This is a genomic window from Pantoea sp. Taur (assembly GCF_009830025.1).
Classification (GTDB): Bacteria; Pseudomonadota; Gammaproteobacteria; order Enterobacterales; family Enterobacteriaceae; genus Pantoea; species Pantoea communis.
The window spans coordinates 163,165-182,894 of the sequence record NZ_SZZZ01000005.1 but is presented as its reverse complement, the minus strand read 5'-3'; the positions used below and the strand labels follow the sequence as shown (position 1 = coordinate 182,894).

General features: G+C 56.4%; 15 protein-coding genes and 1 pseudogene. All 16 read right to left on the bottom strand.

All coding sequences use genetic code 11. The annotated features are described in order from the left end of the window. Position 1: 1 nt before the first annotated feature. The 16 genes and pseudogenes from FD744_RS09540 to cbl all read right to left on the bottom strand — a co-directional run bounded on the left by FD744_RS09540 (position 2) and on the right by cbl (position 19,728). Positions 2-2,050 carry a hydantoinase/oxoprolinase family protein gene (locus FD744_RS09540; protein ID WP_160868096.1) on the bottom strand — a complete coding sequence of 683 codons (2,049 nt, stop codon included), beginning with the start codon at positions 2,048-2,050 and terminating at the stop codon, positions 2-4. A gap of 18 nt (positions 2,051-2,068) precedes the next feature. After that, a complete protein-coding gene (locus tag FD744_RS09535) occupies positions 2,069-2,515 on the bottom strand; it encodes a GNAT family N-acetyltransferase (RefSeq protein WP_034824597.1) in 447 nt (148 codons plus the stop codon). 209 nt (positions 2,516-2,724) lie between these two features. Continuing rightward, positions 2,725-3,237, bottom strand: coding sequence for an Lrp/AsnC family transcriptional regulator (locus FD744_RS09530; RefSeq protein WP_034824599.1), 513 nt, complete (start codon positions 3,235-3,237; stop codon positions 2,725-2,727). Positions 3,238-3,379: 142 nt separating this feature from the next. Beyond that, positions 3,380-4,696 (bottom strand): 4-aminobutyrate--2-oxoglutarate transaminase, encoded by a 1,317-nt coding sequence (gene gabT / locus FD744_RS09525; RefSeq protein WP_160868095.1) that lies wholly within the window; start codon positions 4,694-4,696, stop codon positions 3,380-3,382. A 115-nt stretch (positions 4,697-4,811) separates the two neighbouring features. Continuing rightward, positions 4,812-5,940 (bottom strand): annotated as a pseudogene (locus tag FD744_RS09520) (M20 aminoacylase family protein). Between the two features lie 7 nt (positions 5,941-5,947). Then, positions 5,948-6,874, bottom strand: a complete 927-nt coding sequence (locus tag FD744_RS09515) for a glyoxylate/hydroxypyruvate reductase A (protein ID WP_160868094.1) — start codon at positions 6,872-6,874, stop codon at positions 5,948-5,950. After that, positions 6,874-7,719, bottom strand: coding sequence for a GNAT family N-acetyltransferase (locus FD744_RS09510; protein WP_160868093.1), 846 nt, complete (start codon positions 7,717-7,719; stop codon positions 6,874-6,876). The genes FD744_RS09515 and FD744_RS09510 overlap by 1 nt, the downstream gene beginning before the upstream one ends. Before the next feature lie 113 nt (positions 7,720-7,832). After that, positions 7,833-9,497 (bottom strand): ABC transporter ATP-binding protein, encoded by a 1,665-nt coding sequence (locus tag FD744_RS09505; RefSeq protein ID WP_160868092.1) that lies wholly within the window; start codon positions 9,495-9,497, stop codon positions 7,833-7,835. Further along, positions 9,494-10,345, bottom strand: a complete 852-nt coding sequence (locus tag FD744_RS09500; RefSeq protein WP_058962118.1) for an ABC transporter permease — start codon at positions 10,343-10,345, stop codon at positions 9,494-9,496. The genes FD744_RS09505 and FD744_RS09500 overlap by 4 nt, the downstream gene beginning before the upstream one ends. Further along, on the bottom strand, positions 10,345-11,298 hold the full coding sequence (locus FD744_RS09495; protein ID WP_160868091.1) for an ABC transporter permease: 954 nt from the start codon (positions 11,296-11,298) through the stop codon (positions 10,345-10,347). The genes FD744_RS09500 and FD744_RS09495 overlap by 1 nt, the downstream gene beginning before the upstream one ends. Positions 11,299-11,325: 27 nt before the next feature. Beyond that, on the bottom strand, positions 11,326-12,930 hold the full coding sequence (locus tag FD744_RS09490; RefSeq protein ID WP_160868090.1) for an ABC transporter substrate-binding protein: 1,605 nt from the start codon (positions 12,928-12,930) through the stop codon (positions 11,326-11,328). Between the two features lie 229 nt (positions 12,931-13,159). Continuing rightward, a complete protein-coding gene (locus FD744_RS09485; RefSeq protein ID WP_160868089.1) occupies positions 13,160-14,437 on the bottom strand; it encodes an FAD-binding oxidoreductase in 1,278 nt (425 codons plus the stop codon). Positions 14,438-14,451: 14 nt separating this feature from the next. Next, the gene (locus FD744_RS09480; protein ID WP_034824618.1) at positions 14,452-15,120 is read right to left on the bottom strand and encodes a haloacid dehalogenase type II; all 669 of its coding nucleotides are present in this window, start codon (positions 15,118-15,120) and stop codon (positions 14,452-14,454) included. A gap of 32 nt (positions 15,121-15,152) precedes the next feature. Continuing rightward, positions 15,153-16,622, bottom strand: coding sequence for an aldehyde dehydrogenase (locus FD744_RS09475; RefSeq protein WP_160868088.1), 1,470 nt, complete (start codon positions 16,620-16,622; stop codon positions 15,153-15,155). 423 nt (positions 16,623-17,045) lie between these two features. Then, positions 17,046-18,503 carry an NAD-dependent succinate-semialdehyde dehydrogenase gene (locus FD744_RS09470; protein ID WP_160868087.1) on the bottom strand — a complete coding sequence of 486 codons (1,458 nt, stop codon included), beginning with the start codon at positions 18,501-18,503 and terminating at the stop codon, positions 17,046-17,048. Between the two features lie 265 nt (positions 18,504-18,768). Further along, positions 18,769-19,728, bottom strand: coding sequence for an HTH-type transcriptional regulator Cbl (gene cbl, locus FD744_RS09465; RefSeq protein WP_160868086.1), 960 nt, complete (start codon positions 19,726-19,728; stop codon positions 18,769-18,771). Positions 19,729-19,730: the final 2 nt, after the last annotated feature.

Here is a 19,730-nt window from a genome sequence, read left to right as displayed (position 1 = left end):
ATTAGTTTGCCTCCACAGGCGTAATCAGCAAGTTGCCAAAGGTATCGACATCCACCTGCATCTGCGGTGGAACGCAGGTGGTACAGTCATCCTGTGCGATGATCACCGGTCCGTTGAGATGATGCCCGGCCCGCAGACTGGCACGCACCACCACATCCACCTGATGCGATGCGCCATCAATCCAGGCACTGACACGTTTCGCAACGGCAACGGGCTCGGTCGCGTCCGGTAAGATGTTGAGCGTCGGCTTCGGTGTGGGCGAAGCGATCACTAAACGCAGGTTGATAATCTGCACGGGTGCATTGGCATCACAGTGACCAAATAGCAGCTGATGCTGGCGGTCAAAGGCCTCGTGCAAGGCCGCCACGTTGGCCTGCGCCAGCCACTCTGGCTGTAGCGCGACTTCGATCTCAAACGACTGGCCGCGATAGCGCATATCAGCGCTGTAGTGCAAGGTGAATGGCATATCAGTGCCGTGTTGCTCGCACAGCCAGCCGCGCGCGCGTTGGCTCAGGCCTTCCGCTTCCGTTGCCAGCGCATCCGCCAGCGTCGCGTCCAGATCGCTATAGAGCGTACGGATAAAATCATTGCGGATATCCGCCACTAACCCTCCCAGCGCAGACAGCACGCCCGGCGTAGGCGGCACGATCACCCCTTTCATATTGAGTTCGCGGGCGAGGAAACACCCCATCATCGGGCCCGCGCCGCCAAAGGCGAGGAACCAAAATTCACGCGGATCCAACCCAAAGCGCGACAGCAGTCCGCTGGTATCACCGTACATACTGGAGATCGCCAGCTCGATGGCGGTTTCCGCCGTCTCTTCCACCGTGATACCCAGTTGATCTGCCAGCGGCTGCCAGGCAGCACGTGCAGCAGCAATATCGACTTTCACCGCGTTGTAACCGAGATCGCCATGACCGATCATGCCGCAGGCGGCAAAGGCATCGGTCGCCGTCGGCTGCGTCCCTCCGCGCTGGAAACACACCGGCCCGGGCAGCGACCCGGCGCTATCCGGGCCCATCTGCAGCACGCCCTGGTTATCGATCCACGCCAGCGAGCCGCCACCCTGCCCCACCGAGGTGACTGCCACTGACGGAATATAAATCGGGAAATCACCGATGATTTCACCGTTGCCCTGCGCCACTTGCCCATCGACGATCACCGCCACGTCCGCGCTGGTGCCGCCAATATCAAGACTCAGGATCTTGTCGAAACCACAAGCGCTGGCAAGGAAGCTGGCACCGATCACCCCTGAAGCCGTGCCGGACAACACCATCTGCACACATTCACTTTTCGCCTGCTCCACGCCCATCACCCCACCATTGGATTTGGTGATACGCGGCGGCGGCTTAACGCCCATGGTGTGCAACGCCTGTTCAAACGATTCCAGGTAGTGAATCACCTTCGGCTGCACATAGGCATTAATGGTGGCGGTGATAGTCCGTTCATATTCGCGAATGATCGGCCAGATGTCGGCGGAGCAAGAGGTGAGCAGTTCAGGCGCCACCTCGTCGATAATGGCTTTGACTGCTGCTTCGTTGTGGCGATTGCGATAACTGTGTAACAGCGACACCACAATGCCCTGACAACCCGCCGCACGCGCCTGATCAATGGCATCCAGCACACTTTGCCGATCCACTGGCTGCAACACGGTGCCGTGGCGGTCCGTTCGCTCTTTGATGGCAAACACCCGATCGCGGGTAATCAACGGTGCCGGACGTCGTGAAAAGAGATCGTGAATATGAGGAATTTTGAGACGCGCCAGCTCCAGCACATCACAAAATCCTTCGGTGGCAAACAGCGCCAGCCGCACGCCACGTCGCTGAATGACCGCGTTGATGCCCACGGTGGTGCCGTGGGTAAAATAGTCAATATGCTGGGGTTCAATACCGTCACGCTGCTGCAACTGCGACAGCCCGGTGAGGATTTCGCTGCCGGGCTGATCCGGTCGCGACAGGACTTTTAAGGTATGAATCTGATGAGTCTGTTCATTCAGCACGGCAAAATCCGTAAAGGATCCGCCAATATCAACGCCAACGCGGTAACCCATGGTGAGCAAGCTCCGTTATCAGGAGAGAGGAAATTCCATCAGTTTTTGCGGATCCTGCACCACACGCCAGCCAAGGCGCTGATACAGCTGATGGGCATCATTAGTAGAGAGCATCCAGCGGTGCACCGTGGCCAGCTCCGGGTGCGCACGCACACAGGTCGCCAGCCAGCTGCCCAGTCCATGGCCCCGCCAGTTTTCATCGATCATCACATCGCACAGCCAGCCAAATCGGGTGTAATCCGTCACCAGTCGCGCGAAGCCAATCTGCTGTTGCTGATGGTAAACACCAAATGGCAACGAACCGGCAAAAGCGCGCTCGGTTTTGGCGCGTGGCTGCGCGTTGGCCCAGTAAGACTTCTCAGTCAATTGCTGGTGGATGTAATCCATATCAAGGCGCTGGCGATCGGTAGAGATGGTGAACTCGTCGCGCTGCCATTGATGATCGGCAAGGGTTAAAGCGGTCATGGCAACTCCTTGTAAAGCGGTAAATTGAGTGTACGGATATGCAGGCACAGGACGCGCGTGAAGCCACGACCGGAACAGTAAAGATAAAGGGAATTTGCGACAGAGAAGAAATTTTATGCTGCGGCAGATGCGTACGGAGGTTCTGGGGCAAATAGCGGTGTTGAAACAATACCTTCTCCCTGTCTGGGAGAAGGTCAGGATGGGGTCAATTACACACTAAAATCCACAGAATTATGCTTAGCAATCAGCGATCGCAATGGAACGGTGCTTTTCATAATCGGGGATTTAATCACGATATAGCTGAAGTACTTATCGATGCCGATTTGTGCGTCCAGCATCTTCTCAATCACTTCCTGGTAGTGCTCGATGCTGCGGGTAATAAAGCGCAGCAAATAGTCGTAGCCGCCGGTAATCAGATGGCACTCCATCAGCTCATCCACGTCGCGAACCGAATTTTCGAATTTCATAAAATCTTCGCGTCGATGGCCCGAGAGCGTGACCTCGGTGAACACCGTAACGGAATCGGTAATTTTGGTCAGATTGATATGGGCTTCATAGCCGGTAATAAATCCAGCCTGCTCCAGGCGCTTCACCCGTTGCAAACAAGGGCTGGGCGAAAGTCCTACGGCGTCGGCGAGATTGACGTTGCTGATACGGCCATCTTTTTGTAGTTGCACCAGGATGTTGATGTCGATGCGGTCGAGTTTCATTAAGCCGTTCATAGCACCCCTCATTGTTGACCAATCGCGCAGGCTGATACGATGGTATATCACGCTTTGACGTGACGGCGCTAGCGACTTCCGCACGCCACGTCATTCATTGGTCGAGTCAATAATTCCAGAGATATCAATGAGGAAGCCGGATTTATCCCAGGCGACCACTGGCGCGGGCCAGCGCAATATCAAAGATATGTAACGCTTCTTCCAGCTGAGAATCTGTGGTCACCAGTGGCGCGAGGAAGCGCACCACGTTGCGATGCAGGCCACACTTGATCAACAGCAGGCCTTCCTGACAGGCGCAGTCGAGGATTTTCTGCGTCATCGCAGCGTCAGGACGTTTGGTTTCGAAGTCGATGATCTCCACCGCCTGCATAAAGCCCACGCCACGTACTTCACCAATGCAGGCATATTTCTCCGCCAGCTGTTGCAGACGTGCATTCAGCTGTTCACCCAGCTGATTGCTGCGCGCCAGCAGATTGTCGTTTTCCAGCAGGTCCAGCACCGCCAGCGCCGCCGCACAGCCCAGCGCGTTACCGCCATAGGTGCCGCCAAGACCGCCCGGCAATGGCGCATCCATGATGGCTGCTTTGCCGACTACGCCGGAAATCGGCAAACCGCCCCCCAGACTCTTCGCCACGGTCACCAGATCCGGTGTAATGCCCAGTTGCTCGAAGGCAAACAGCGTACCGGTGCGACCAAATCCGGTCTGCACTTCATCGAGAATCAGCACGATTCCGTGTTTTTCGGTAATGCGACGCAGCGCTTGCATAAAGTTCGCACCCGCTGGCAGGAAGCCACCGTCGCCCTGAACAGGCTCGATGATGATTGCTGCCACACGCTCCGGCAGGATCTGCACGGCGAACAACTGTTCCAGCGCTTGCAGGCAGTCATCATCGCTGACGCCATGAAAGGCATTAGGATAAGGCAGGCGATACACCTCTGAGGCGAACGGGCCGAAGTTCTGTTTATACGGCTGGCTCATCCCCGTCAGGGTACAGCCTAGCAACGTACGCCCATGGAAGGCACCATCAAACGCGATAATGCCGCTGCGGTTGGTGTGCGCACGGGCAATTTTCACCGCATTTTCTACCGCTTCCGCACCGCTGGTGAAGAACACACTTTTAAAATCTTCACCTTTGCCGACCAGCGCATTCAGGCGCTGCGCCAGTTCGATATAGCCCGGGTAGGCAACGACCTGGAAACAGGCGTGTGACACCAGCCCAAGCTGTTTTGTCACCGCATTCACTACCGCCGGATGGTTATGGCCCACATTAAGCACCCCAATCCCGCCGACAAAATCGAGATAGCGATTGCCCTCGACATCCCACACTTCACTGCCTTTTGCCCGCTCAATCACCAACGGATGCGCGGTGACCACACCACGCGGCACGTTCTGTTCACGTGCATCCAGTAACAGGCCGTTATCGCTATACGTTTGCTGCTCCGCCATGACATTCTGCATTTTCAAAATCCTCATCCACGTAACGTTCGGTTGGCTCAAGTATCGCAACCCGTTGGTTTCTCACGCTGCCGTAATCAGCAAAGCAGCGGCATTTCGTTTCAAAATCTTCTGCCAATCAGCAGGGAAATTCTGCACGCAGCGCGTGGCGGGCGATGGCCGTCAAAGTCTGAATACCGTGCGGGATCAGTGCGTCGTTAAAGTCGTAAGAGGAATGGTGCAAGGGCTGGCTGGGTGCCGATCCACAGATAAGCCCCCGTTCTGGCCTGCAACATAAAGGCAAAATCTTCCGAGGTGAGAGCAGGCTGTCTGGCTTGTTCAGCAGGGATGCCTGCCTCACGCAGGGCATCCAGCGCCAGTTGCGCAGCCCCCGCATGATTGACCGTGGCCGGGTAATAACGCAGATAGCTTACCTCTGCCTGCAGACCGTGCGCCGCCGTGACATGTTGCGCCATTTCACGCAGGCGGCTTTCAATGATGTCCTGCGCCGCTGGGCTGAACGTACGTACCGTGCCGGTGATACTGGCCTCCGCCGGAATCATGTTGTGTGAGAAACCGCCCTGCATGCGCGTCACCGTCAGCAAACCCGGCTCGCACGGGTCAAGTGCGCGCGCCACCAGCGTATTGAGTTGCACCACCAATTCACTGGTGGCCAGCAAGGTGTCACGTGTCAGGTGTGGCTGTGCCGCATGACCGCCACCGCCCTTTACCGTGATATCAAAACGGTCCGCCGCCGCCATGATGGCACCCGGCCGCGTCTGCACTTCGCCCAGAGGCAGTTCAGGCCAGTTATGCAGGGCAAATACCGCATCGCAAGGAAATTGCTGGAACAGGCCGTCATCGATCATCGCTTTCGCGCCGGCTAAACCTTCTTCCGCTGGCTGGAAGATAAACACCAGCGTGCCGTTAAAATCGCCCTGCTGGGCCAACTGGATAGCCGCGCCCAGCAGCATCACCGTGTGACCGTCATGACCGCAGGCGTGGCAGACATTATCATGCGCACTTTTCCACGGCTGGGTGCCGTTATCCTGCATCGGCAGCGCATCCATGTCCGCACGCAGACCTATCATGCGCGGGCTATTTCCACGTTTCAGCACACCGACCACGCCGGTTTTACCCAGGCCGCGATGCACCTCAATGCCGTGCTCTTGCAGCACCTGCGCCACGATGTCGCTGGTGCGCGTTTCCTGATAGCCCAGTTCGGGATGGGCGTGCAGATCCCGTCGCAGAGCGACTAATTGATCCAGTTGCATATCAGTATCCCCGGTTACGATCGATAAGGCCGACCATGGGTTCGCCACGTTGATAGCGGCGCAGGTTATCGAGCAGCGCAGCCACCGCGCTGTCGGTTTGCGTCTGGCTGGCAATGTGCGGCGTGAGCCAGATCGCCGGATGCTGCCAGAAAGGATGCTCTGGCGGTAAAGGTTCGGGATCGGTCACATCGAGCACGGCTGCGCTCAATTGTCCGCTGGCCAGCGCCGTGAGCAAATCGTCATGATTTAACTGCGGGCCACGCCCCACCTGTACCAGTGCGGCTCCGGCAGGTAACTGCGCAAACAGCTCAGAGTTGAGTAAACCGCGCGTTCTGTCAGTCAAGGGCAGCAAACACACCAGAATGTCGCTGTGTGCCAGAAACTCAGCCAATTGCTCAGCGCCATGCCAGCAGCGCACGCCCTCGAGTTCACGCGGTGTCCGGCTCCAGCCAGCACACTCAAACCCTAATGACACCAGCTGCTGCAAAGATGCCTGGCCGAGTTCGCCTAAGCCCATGACGCCCACCCGCCGCTGATTGGCGGTGCGAATCGGGTGCGTTTGCCACGTTGCTGCGTGCTGTTGCTGGAAATAGCGCGGCATATCACGATGCAACCCTAGCACGGCAAAAGTGACGTACTCCACCATGCCTTGCGTCAGGCCGGGTTCGATCATGCGCACCACCGGCAAATCGGGCGGCAGTTGGCTGAGATCGAACTGATCGGCCCCCGCGCCCACCGACAGTAGCGCTTTGAGATTAGGGAAGGTCGCCATGACATCTTCTGGCGGTTGCCAGGCCACCAGCAGTTCAACCTGTTCTGCGTCACCCACATCCGGCCAGATATGCAGCTGCACATCCGGTGCATGTTCAGCCAGCCAGCGCTGCCAATGGGCTCCACGCGTGGCTTCCGATTTATAGACGATATGCATCACGCCATCGCCTGGGTCATCAACCCAAACGCCTGCATCTCACCGGCTTGCGGTGACCAAGGCGTTCCCCGATACATGGTGGTGGGCGCGTCAACCTTGACCAGCCCCAGTTTTTCCAGCCAGCTCGCCAGCGGTAAAGCCGCATCGGTATCGATGCGCACGAACTCGCCGCGTAAACCCTGCATCAGCGCGGCAATTAACGCCTGTGCCACCTCGATATCGCGCGCAATCACCGGGCCAATTGCCCAACCGTGACCAAATCGGCGCAGGCTGGCAAACCCTTGCACCCGCTGCTGCGCGTCATGCAGCAATACCGTTTGATGGTCAGCGATCAGCGTTTGCATCAACTGTGGACGCCACATACCGTGAGCCTGATGGTCTAATTCGGTGAGTAGATCGACGTCATTCGCCTCGGCATTACGCAGCGTTAAACCGGTGGGGATACTCACCGCAGGCACCATTGCCAGCTCACGTGTCTGGTGCTGTTGGATGGTGCCCGTCACCTTAAAGCCGAGCTTCTGATACAGCCCCTGCCCCATTTCCGTGGCATGTAAACGAATCACGGCGTCCGGGAATTTTTCCATCACGGCCAGCATCAGCTGCTTACCAATGCCGCGCCCCTGGCAGGTGGGATTCACCACCACCAGACCAATGGTTGCGGCGTGTTCACCCCAACGCCAGCCAAAGGCGCTGCCAACAAATTTGCCCTGTTCTTCAGCGACCACGCCTTCACCCAATGCCAACGCCTGCTGCCAGTCTTCACGACGATGCGGCCACTTGAGCTGTTGGGTGATGGCATAGCCGTGTTCAATATCGTCCTGCGTCATGGCGCGTAATGTGATCATCTGCTGCTCCTTTCTTGTAAAACACACCCGCGACGTAGCGGCGCAATCTGCTGCGCGAGCGGTTTCGCCATTAAGATGTGCGATTTATCGCATCGCTACGAATGCCGTGATATTTATTCTGCTTTAAGCACTTCTTCGTGCTCATCCAACCAACCCTGTCGCAGCTCCGGCACCGCCCGTTTAAGACGTTCGAAGTACAGCTCACTGGTCGGCTTATCATATTCAGCGCGGGAAATCTGCGTGACGATGCGGCCTGACTTCATCACCACGATATCATCGCAAACGGCGCGCACGGCATGCATATCATGGCTGATAAACAGCACCGACAGCCCCAACTCACGACGCAGTTCGCTGATCAAATCCAGTACGGCGGCGGCGACCACCGTATCTAATGCCGATGTCACTTCATCGCACAGAATCAGATCCGGCTCCGCCGCAAGGGCACGAGCCAGATTCACACGCTGCTTCTGCCCACCGGACAGCGCCCATGGGCGGCGCCACAACACTGAGCGCGGTAATTTGACCAGGTCCAGTAACTGATGCAGACGCCGCTCAAGATCGGCCCCTTTCAGACCGTGGAACAGCACGAGCGGGCGAGTAAGAATACGTTCCACGTTGTGAGCCGGGTTCAGCGCGGTATCAGCCATCTGGAACACATACTGGATCCGCCGCAGTTCGTTATCCGGGCGTTTGTGCATGTCGCCATTGATGTAGTGACCATTAAACAGAATATGACCGTGACTCGGGGCATTAAGGCCGGCAATCGCATGCGCCAGCGTGGTTTTACCGGAACCCGACTCGCCGATGATGCCAATCGCCTGTCCTTTCCACAGCTTGAGATTGATATCCTCAAGAATCAGAGTCTTCGGTTTCCCTTCGCTGTCGCGCGGGCCATAACCGGCGCTGAGATCGCGCACTTCCATTAACGGTTGCGCGTCGGCTTCTGCACAACTCCAGCTGCTCTCGCGCTCTTTCTGACGAGCGGCATCCATCAGCAGTTGGGTATATTCAGCCTGCGGCGCACCAATCAGCCGCTCTGTGGAACCATATTCCGCCATTTTTCCGCGCAGCAGCACCAGAATTCGATCCGCCATCTGCGCCACTACCGCCAGATCGTGACTGACGTAAATCGCGGTCACACCGCGCTGTGCCACCACACGGCGAAACGCTTTCAGTACTTCAACCTGAGTGGTGACATCCAGTGCCGTGGTCGGCTCGTCAAGGATCACCACATCCGGGTCGCCAATCAGTGCCATGGCCGTCATCAGACGTTGCAGCTGTCCGCCAGAGACCTGATGCGGGAAACGGTCGCCAATGGTGTCAGGATTCGGCAGTGCCAGCTCGCGAAACAGCGTGATCGCCTTCTCTTTGGCGGCTTTGCGTTTCATGGTGCCATGAATAACCACAGGCTCGATAACCTGGTCGAGAATACGCATCCCCGGGTTGAAGGAGGCTGCTGCACTTTGGGCGATGTAGGCCACTTTGTTGCCGCGAAATTCGCGCAACTGGCCGGGCGACAGACTACGCACGTCGGTGCCCGACAGATGAATGTTGCCCTCGGCGATGCGACAGCCGTGGCGCGCATAGCCCATCAGCGCCATGGCGATGGTGGTTTTACCCGAACCGGATTCACCGATCAGCGCCAGTACTTCGCCTTTTTGTACGGTAAAACGGATATCTGAAACCAGATCGATCTCTTCGCCCTTATCCGTCTCGGCGGTGACACGCAGGTTTTCAACGGAGATCACGGGCATGGCTGTATGGGGTGTCACGTTCATGCTCCCTCCTTCGCCAGCGTCAGCGGACGCATCTGTTGCAGGCTGTCAATAAACAGGTTGGCGCCGATGGTTAAACTGGCAATCGCCACTGCCGGCATCAATACCGCAGGCGAACCGTTAAACAGGCCTTGTAGATTTTCACGTACCAGCGTGCCCCAATCAGCATAAGGTGGTTGCACGCCTAAGCCCAGGAAGCTCAAGCCGCTGAGTAACAGCACGATATAGACAAAACGCAGGCCAAAATCGGTGAGCATCGGATGCACCATATTCGGCAGAATGTCATGGATAGCCACGTACCAGCGGCTTTCGCCACGCAGTCGTGAAGCACGGACATAATCCATATTGCGCAAACTGCTGGCCATAGCGAACGCGATACGGAACGCACCGGGCCAGTAGGTGAAGATGGCTGTCAGAATCAGCATCGGCAGCGAGGAACCAAACACGGCCACAATCATCAGCGACAGCACTTTGCCTGGCAGCACCAACATGGCATCGTTGATGCGGCCCAGCAACTCTTCGAGCCAGCGTCCTGCAACGGCGGCCAGCAGCGCCAGCAAGGTGCCGATTAAACTGGCACCCAGCGCAGCGGTTAACGCCAGACCAATGGAGAACTTCGCACCGTATAAGATGCGGCTGAGGATATCGCGACCGAGATAATCGGTGCCCAGCAGGTTGTCAGCGGTCATCCCTCCTAGCATCGGGCCACCACCGATATCCTCTACACTATGCGGCGCCAGTTGATTGCCGAACAGCGCCATCAGTACCCAAAACAGAGAGATTGCCAGGCCAATGCGACCGGAGATCGACAGCGACTGAAAAATTCGTACAGGAAGCAGCAAGCTATTCATCAGCTCCTCCATTTTGGGTTAAAGGCGATAGTCAGGATGTCAGCAATCAGCAGCAGCACCAGATAACAGGCGGCGAACATCATCACGCACAGCTGCACCACTGGCAGATCGCGATTACTCACGGCATCCACCAGCGCACTGGCGAGACCGGGGTAGCTGAAGATCGACTCAATAATGATCACGCCACCAAACAAGTAAGACAGGCTGAGCGAAATGGCGTTGGCAATCGGTCCCACCGCATTCGGCAGCGCATGACGCAACACGGCACGCAGCGGCGAGACCCCTTTCAGCAACGCCATCTCAAGATACGGGCTGTCGAGCTGATTAATGATCGCCGAACGCGTCATCCGTGCCATCTGCGCCACCAATACGCAGCACAACGTCAGTACCGGCAGTGCATAGGCTTTCAAATAACTAACGAGATCCATATCGGGGCTGCCAAACGACATTGCCGAGACCCAATGCAGTTTGACCGCGAAGATCAACACCGCCACGGTGGCCACCAGAAACTCCGGTACGGCCACTGTCGCCATGGTGGCGATCACTAGGAAACGATCCAGCGCTGAACCACGATTCATAGCGGCCAGAATGCCGATCACCAGCGCCAGAGGGACGCAGATCACCGTAGTGATGCCTGCCAGTTCCAGCGTGGCAGGAATACGCTGCCCCACCAGTTGCGTCACTGGCAGATGACTGGCAAACGAGGTACCAAAATCACCCTGCAACATTCCACTGAGCCAGCTGAAGTAGCGCATCAATAACGGCTGGTCGAGACCCAGCTGCTGGCGTAACGCCGCCACCGTTTCCGGCGTGGCGTTTTGCCCCAGGATCATCTGCGCGGCATCGCCGGGCAGCAGGCTGGTGATAAAAAACACCACCGCCGAGACGATAAGCAAGGTCAGGATGCCCGCACCTGCGCGCCGGGCAATCAGAAACAACATGTATCGGTTCATCGGCGTTCTCCTCTGACGGATGACGGATTAGGCTTTCAGCCAGGCGAACTCATGGAAGCGGTAACCCATCATCATGCCGCTTGGCCAGGCGTCAACACCGCCCACTTTTTTACTGTACCCGTCGAGGGTACTGATAAAGGTGGGGATGATGGTGCCGCAGTGGTCATAGATCAGCTTCTGCATATCGCCATACATCTGCTTGCGTTTGCCCTGATCGCGCTCACCGCGTGCGGCGACGACCAACTGATCAAACTGATCGTTCTTCCAGCCCGATTCATTGTTGGCCGCGCTCGACATATAGAACTGAGAGAACAGCATATCCAGCGTTGGACGCGGGTTGATCGAGCCATAACCCACCGGGTCTTTGGTCCAGTGTGTTGACCAGTAGCCGTCATACGGCACGCGACGCACCTTAACGTTCAGCCCGGTGTTACGTGCCACCTGCTGGATTAACTGCCCCCCTTCCACCGCACCTTCAATGTTTGGTGTGGTGATGATCTCTACCGTTGCGCCCTTCATACCGGCTTTCTCGATATGGAATTTGGCCTTTTCGGCATCCAGCGGACGCGGTTTGAGATCGGCGTTAAACAGCGGATGCCACGGCGGCACGGGGGTGTCGTTACTGATATCACCGTAGCCTTGCAGCACGGTTTTCAGCACGATGTCACGCGGCTGCAGATATTTCATCGCCAGCACGAAATCCTCGCTGCTGCCCGGCTTCATGTCGGTGCGGATAATCAGGTTGGTGTACATCCCCGCCTTGCTCTCCAGCACGGCGAAGTCTTGCGTGGCTTTCAAACGATTACTGTCGGCTGCGCTCAGGGTCGAAACGATATGCAAGTCACCCGACATTAGCGCATTGACACGTGCCGCCTGATCGGTGACGCCCAGCAGTTCGATTTCGTCGAGATGTGGCAGGCCGGGCTTGTAGTAGTTTGGGTTCTTCACGCCAACAGAGCGTACGCCCGGCGTGAACTCTTTCAATTTGAACGGCCCCGTGCCAATACCCTTACTGAAGTCTTTGGTGCCATCCTGCACAATCAGGAATGGGGCACTGGCGAGCATATAAGGCACGTCAAAGTTGGCGCTGCTCAGCTCAAGTGTGACTTCGTTATCGTTCACCGCCGTGAAGGTTTTGAACTGATCGGCCAGCTTAAAGGCATTGGAAGCCACGGCGGGATCTTTGTGGCGGCTGAGTGAGTAAATGACGTCTTTCGCGGTGAGAGGTTTACCGTCGTGGAACGTGACCCCTTTGCGCAATTTAATGTGCCAGGTGACACCATCCGAAGACTCCACGGACTCCGCCAGCCCCGGTTGAATCGCCAACTTTTGGTCGAGTTCGGTCAGGCCGCTGTAGACCATAAACTGGCGGGTATAGTCACCGCTGTTATTGCCTTTGGCAGGATCGAGTGTGTCAGTAGCGGAGGCGTTGGACATGGCTGCGCGCATCTTGCCGCCTTTCACCGGTGTTTCAGCCGCAAAGCTCATCTGCGGAAAACCTATCAAGCCGCTGCTCATGACTGCACCCGCAGACAACAACTTCATCAGGCCACGACGTGACAGGGATCCCTCAGTCAGCATACGTGTCAGGGCCGGATTTACAGCGTCAGACTCTTTATCGAATTTACTCATCTGCACACCCTCAATATGAAAAGTGGTTTGTTTTGATAATCGAGCGTCAATCAGATCGCCATTAATGTGGCCCCTTCCAAACCGGATAGCGCCCGCATGAATGCCAAATCAATGACACCTTAGGATGTGCATTTATGCGTCCCCCTCGAAAGCATCCCCCTGGCGCGCATCAATAGCGACCTGAAGAATCCCATCGTAGAGTGCACATTGATGCGCACCGGATTAACGATCAGGAGAGCCGATCCTTAGCCTTGTAATACAGCCCCGCGAGAGGCAAAAACCAGGGTTTCCCGTGGTAACCGGGCAGCGCAGGCCATGTATCGCGCTGCCAGGGATTTTCGTTACGCTTTTCTGCCAGTAAATCGGCCATCACCCGCCCCATCCACACCGACATCTGTGTGCCGTGACCGCTGTAGCCCAGTGAATAGAACACGCCATCGTGCTCACCCGCATGCGGCAGGCGATCGGACGTCATATCCACCATGCCGCCCCAGCAGTAATCGATGCGCGATTGGCCGAATTGTGGGAACAGTGCGGTCATCGCCGCACGCAACACTTCGCCACTGCGCGAATCCGAGGTTGGATTGCTGACGGCAAAACGTGCGCGCCCCCCAAACACCAGGCGACGATCGGCAGTGGTGCGGAAGTAGTTGCCGATATTCAGCGAGGTCACATAGGTGCGATCTTTAGGCAGCACTTGTTCAATCAGCGCATCACCCAGTGGTTCAGTGACGACGATAAAGCTGCCCACCGGCACGATACGGCGCTGGAACCACGGGAACGGTCCTTCATTTGAGACGCCAGTGGCCATCATCACTTTCTCCGCGATGATCTCGCCCTGGGCGGTGGTGACGCGATGACGGTAGCCATCCAGACGCGTCAAGCCGGTCACCGCGTGATGGGGAAAGATCTTCGCTCCCGCACGGGCTGCGGCATTGGCGAGACCAATGCCGAACTTGCCCATATGCATCTGGCCACCGCGTTTTTGCAGTAAGCCACCGTGAAAGGCATCGCTGCCCACTTCACGGCGAATCTCATCTTTACTGATCAACTCGATTTCCGGGTCAACTGTGTCCCGCATCAGTTGCCATGCACTGCGCAGTCCGGGGAAATGCGACGCTTTGCTGGCGAGCTTGAGCTTTCCGCACAGGCGAAAATCACAATCAATCTGCTCTTCCCGCACCAGTTGCTGGACATAACTCACGGCGTCATCAAAAGCCCGATAGAAGCGACTGGCTTGCTCGATCCCCTGGCTGGCTACCAGCGAAGCAAAGTTTTGCGATACGCCGGTATTGCAGTGCCCACCGTTACGTGCGGAGGCCTGACTCATCACGTTGCCACTTTCCAGCACCACCACGTTGATACCCTGTCGTGCGAGATTCAGCGCGGTTGAGATGCCGGTAAATCCGCCGCCAATCACCACCACGTCAGCAACCGACGGCAGTGCGCCACTCGCTGCGCCAGTAAATGCCGGTGCCGTGGCTTGCCAGAATGATTCGAGTTTCATCGCCGCCTCCGGGCTTAGAGTCCAACCACAGCGGGCAGACCGCCGATATCTTTAATCTCGGTGTATTCATAAGCTGGGTTGGCCGGATCGTGACCCCGGTTGACCCACACTTTGTTTTTGATGCCCATGTCGTAGCAGGTCATCAGGTCATAGCGCAGGCTCGACGAAACATGCAGGATCTCTTCGGGACCACAATTCAGCTTGTCCAGCATGTACTCGAAGCCTTTCATCTGCGGCTTGTACGCACCCACTTCTTCTGCGGTGATGGTCATGTGGATCGGTGCACCAAGACGCGGCACGTGATGGGGAATCAAATCGTTCATTGAGTTGGTGAGCAGCACCAGTGGGAACTCTTTCGCCACTTTGGCAAGTCCTGCGGGCACGTCTGGGTGCGGCCCCCAGGTGGCGCAATCGGTGTAGATAAAGTCGCTATCGGCTTTGCTCCACTGCACGCCCCATTTTTTACAGGTGCGCTCCAACGCATCGCTGACGACGTCGTAGTAAGGTTTCCACGCCCCCAGCACTTCATCGCGGCGATAGATGGCGAAATCGGTGGTGAAGGCCAGCATCTCTTGCGCTGACACCCGATCTTTGAAGCAGCGCTCTGCCGCTCCTGCCATGTCAAAGTTAATCAGGGTGCCGTAGCAATCAAAGGTGATGAATTTCGGTTTAAACAGTGCCATGACGCGACCTCGTCGTTGTCTGATACGTGAATTTAGAAATCGATTAATACACTCTTCTGGCGCTGGCAGGCCTGAAACGCCTGACGACCCAGATCCTTGCCAATACCGGAGCCCAGGAAGCCGCCGGTGGGAATAATGAAATCACCGGAGCGACCGTAGCGGTTGATCCATACTGTGCCTGATTCGATGGCACGCATCGCTCGCATGGCACGCGGCAGACTCAGCGTATGCACGCCGGCACACAGCCCATAGGTTTCGTGCGCCGCCAGCGCGAGCCCTTCTTCTTCGCTGTCAAACTCCTGCACGGTGAGCACCGGGCCAAAGATCTCCTGCTGCACCGCCGGGTTATCAGCCGCCACACCACATAACAGCGTAGGCTGCCAGAACCAACCTTCGTCGGTGTCCGCAAAACGTTCGCCGCCCACTAACACTTCTGCGCCCTGCGCTTTGGCTTCGGCGATCACCGATGCCACCTTGTTGCCCTGGCGCTCATCTATCAGCGGCGCATAACGGCTGCTGTCTTGCCAGGTGACACCCGGCTGCGGCTGCTGGCATAGCGCCACCAGGCGATCCAGCAGCGGTTGAGCGATGCCACGTTGCACAATTAAGCGAGTACCCGCGACGCATGCCTGTCCACCGTTGGCGGTGAAGCCGCGCAGGATGCGCTGTGCCAGGACATCGATATCGCCCGCATCATCGAACACCAGCTGTGGGCTTTTGCCACCTAACTCCAGCGTGACAGGCTTCATGCCATGCTGTGCTGCGTCACTCATGATGCGTGCACCCGTCACCGTGGAACCGGTGAACGAGACTTTGCATACCAGCGGATGGGTGACCAGCGCGCTGCCGGTCACTGCACCACTGCCCTGCACAATATTCAGAATGCCCGCCGGTAAACCGGCCTGCACCGCCAGTTCCGCCATGCGTACGGTAGAGAAAGGTGTCAGCTCTGAAGGTTTCAGCACCACGGCATTACCGGCTGCCAGTGCAGGACCGCATTTCCACGAGGCCATCGACAGCGGGAAATTCCACGGTGTAATCGCGCCAATCACGCCGTATGGCTCCGAAATCAGCATGCCGAGGCTGCTTTCCTGCGTCGGGAACAGATCGCCACTGTATTTGTCTGCGCACTCAGCGTAGAAACGGATGGCCTCTGCGGTAAACGGAATCTCATGCTGTACCACATCGCTAATGGGGCGCGTCGATCCCAGCGCTTCAAGCTGAGCCAGCAACGGATCGCTTTCAATCAGATCGGCCCAACGGCGTAACACTTTGCCACGTTGACGCGGTGGGCAGCTGCGCCAGCCGCTGGTTTTCAGCGCCTGATGTGCGAGCGTGACGGCGTGATCAACATCTGTCGCCTGCGCTTCGCTCAGCTCGGCATAGACTTTGCCATCAGATGGCCTTTTTACGGCAAAACGCGCGCCCTGGGTGGAAACATGCTGGCCACCAATATAATGGCCAATCGGGAGAGAAACTTTTTCAGGGTCGAAACTTAACATGGAAAATTCCTTATTTGTTACACCCATCACATGTGCGCCAATTAACGATTTGCACAACATTTATCTGTCACGTTAATAAGCTAATGCAGAAAGTATGCCAGCCCAGTAAAAAATAAAAATGCGTAAAAAACAGCCCAGAAAAATTTTCTGCCGTATTGAAGAGGGAAAATTTGCGGATTTGCCGAAGGAATAAACAGATGATTTACTTCACAAAATTCGTGCATCCCTACGGTGCAGCTCGCACGAAACTTGCACTAAAACGGTGATGGGCCGGAAAAGTATGACGCCGCGCACAAAATAAAACAGCGCCGTGAACCTGAGGTTGCCGGCGCTGTTTATGTAATTGGTGATGAAAGTCATTATGCGCAATGAATTACGCGATTACCTATTTGGAGCGGTACGATTTAACACGCATTGCTGCATTTATAAACTGCCCATGTGAAACGTTTTCTGCTCCAGATACTCTTCAATTCCATAGCGCGAACCTTCACGTCCTAAACCGGATAATTTAATTCCGCCAAAAGGTGCCGCATCTAAAGATATCGCACCGGTATTAAAACCGACCATGCCAAATTCTAATGATTCCGCCACGCGCCAGGCTCGACGTATATTCTCCGTAAAGAAATAAGCGCCCAATCCATAAGGCGTGTCATTCGCCATGCGTATCGCCTCCTCTTCGGTATCGAAAACAAAAAGCGGTGCGACCGGGCCGAAGGTTTCTTCATGCGCAATACGCATACTGCTGGTGACATTACCCAACACGGTCGGCTCAACAAAGGTGCCATTCGCTGCACTGATCCCGCCACGCAGCAAGGTCGCTCCCTGGCTAAGCGCATCATCAATATGGCTGTTCACCTTCTCAACAGCGCGATCGTTAATCAGTGGCCCAATCGTGCTACTGGGTTCAAAGCCATCCCCCACTTTAAGGGTTGCTACTGCCTCCAGGAGTTTCTCGCTGAAACGCTCATAGATACCGCGTTGCACCAAAATGCGATTGGCGCAAACGCAGGTCTGACCGGCATTACGGAATTTACTCGCCATGACGCCAGGGATAGTGACATCGAGATCGGCATCATCAAACACAATCAGTGGCGCATTACCGCCCAGTTCCAGGCTAAGGCGTTTAATGCTGTCGGCACTTTGTTGCATCAGCAATTGGCCGACGCGCGTGGATCCGGTAAAGGAGATTTTGCGCACCGTGCGGCTGGCAGTCAGCGTGCTGCCGATCTCGGTGGGTAATCCGGTGAGCACCTGAAGTACGCCAGAGGGAAAACCTGCCCGCTCTGCCAGCACCGCCAGTGCCAGAGCCGACAGCGGCGTCAACTCAGAAGGTTTCACGATGATCGGGCAACCGGCGGCCAGCGCAGGTGCCACTTTGCGGGTAATCATCGCAATCGGGAAATTCCACGGCGTAATCGCTGCGGCCACGCCAACGGGTTGTTTCAGAACCAGAATGCGGCGGTCTTCACTGGGCGCCGGAATGGTATCGCCATAGATGCGGCGTGCCTCTTCAGCGAACCATTTAACAAAGCTGGCACCGTACAACACCTCACCTTTGGCCTCTGCCAGCGGTTTGCCCTGCTCGGCGGTCATGATAATCGCCAAATCGTCAGCATTGTCGAGAATCAGCTGATGCCATTTATCCAGCAGTGCCGCGCGTGACGCGTTCGGGGTTTTGCCCCAGCTGACACGCACCGACTCAGCATAATCTATCGCCTGCTCGGTTTCGGCTGCACCCAGTGCCGGAATAGTGGCAATCTGTTGCTGAGTGGAGGGATCGATCACCGGCAGCGTGGCCCCGGCGTGCGCGTCCTGCCAGCGCCCGCCAAACAACGCCTGCTGGCGTAACAGTTCTGCATCTTTTAGTTGAATCCGCGACATTTTCATCCCCTTTATCCTGTTCATTTCACTGTAACGTGGCGCAGCAGCGCAGGATGTTTTTCTAAGGGGTGGAAACCGGGCCAGGATGTGTTTTAGCGCGCCAAAAGAAATTTTATGCTGTGCATAAATGCGTCATTGATTACGGTGAGGTTTGTTGCCAGGTGCGCATGAATGCGTCATTGATTACGCTGCGGTTTGAGGCCAGGCGCGCAGGAATGCGCGCCCTGTAGGAAATGTGTGGTCGCCATTTATGACGACCACTGCATCAAATCTGGAAATCGATAGCGGGTTCAGATTCCGTTTCATAGGAAAGCGCCTGACGCTTAATCTCTTCCAGCGACAAATTGGCGTTACACAGTTCCAGAAACTGCCAGACGTAATTGCGTTGCAACTGGCCGCGCTTCAATCCTAGCCATACGGTGTTGGCATCAAACAGATGATGGGTGTCGATTTTCACCAAATCTTCACCTTCATAAATGTCGCACGCCTGATCAGCCAGGATGCCAACGCCGAGTCCCAACTCAACATAGGTTTTCACCACGTCGGAGTCCTGCGCGCTGAGCACGATATCCGGCTTGATACCCGCCGCCTGGAACGCACGGTCAACACGCGAGCGACCCGTGATCCCCTGACGATAGGTAATCAAGGGATGGCGACTCAGGCTAGCCAGCGTGATCGGCTGATGCTGTAACAGTTCGTGGTCGTGCGGCACCAATAACGAGTGGTGCCAGCTAAACCACGGGAAAGCCGCAAGGCTGCTGCTGTTCACCAGTTGCTCGGAGGCAATACCAATATCAGCTTCACCCGCCAACAGCATGGCCACAATTTCCTGCGGTGAACCCTGATTGAGTTCAAGTCGAACATTAGGATAGAGCTGTCGGAATGCTTTGATCACACGCGGCAGACTATAGCGGGCCTGCGTATGCGTGGTAGCAATCGTTAGCACGCCGCTGGTTTCATTGGTAAACACATCCGCCAGGCGACGCACTTTGCCTGCTTCATCAAGAATGCGTTCAGCAATGGTTAACAGCGCCTTGCCCGGTTCCGTCATGCCCAGCAATCGCTTGCCGCGACGAATGAAGATCTCGACGCCGAGTTCATCTTCCAAATCACGAATATGGCGGCTAACCCCGGATTGTGAGGTAAACAGCGTGTTCGCCACTTCTGTCAGGTTGAATTCGCAACGTGCAGCTTCACGTATAATTTTAAGTTGCTGGAAATTCACAC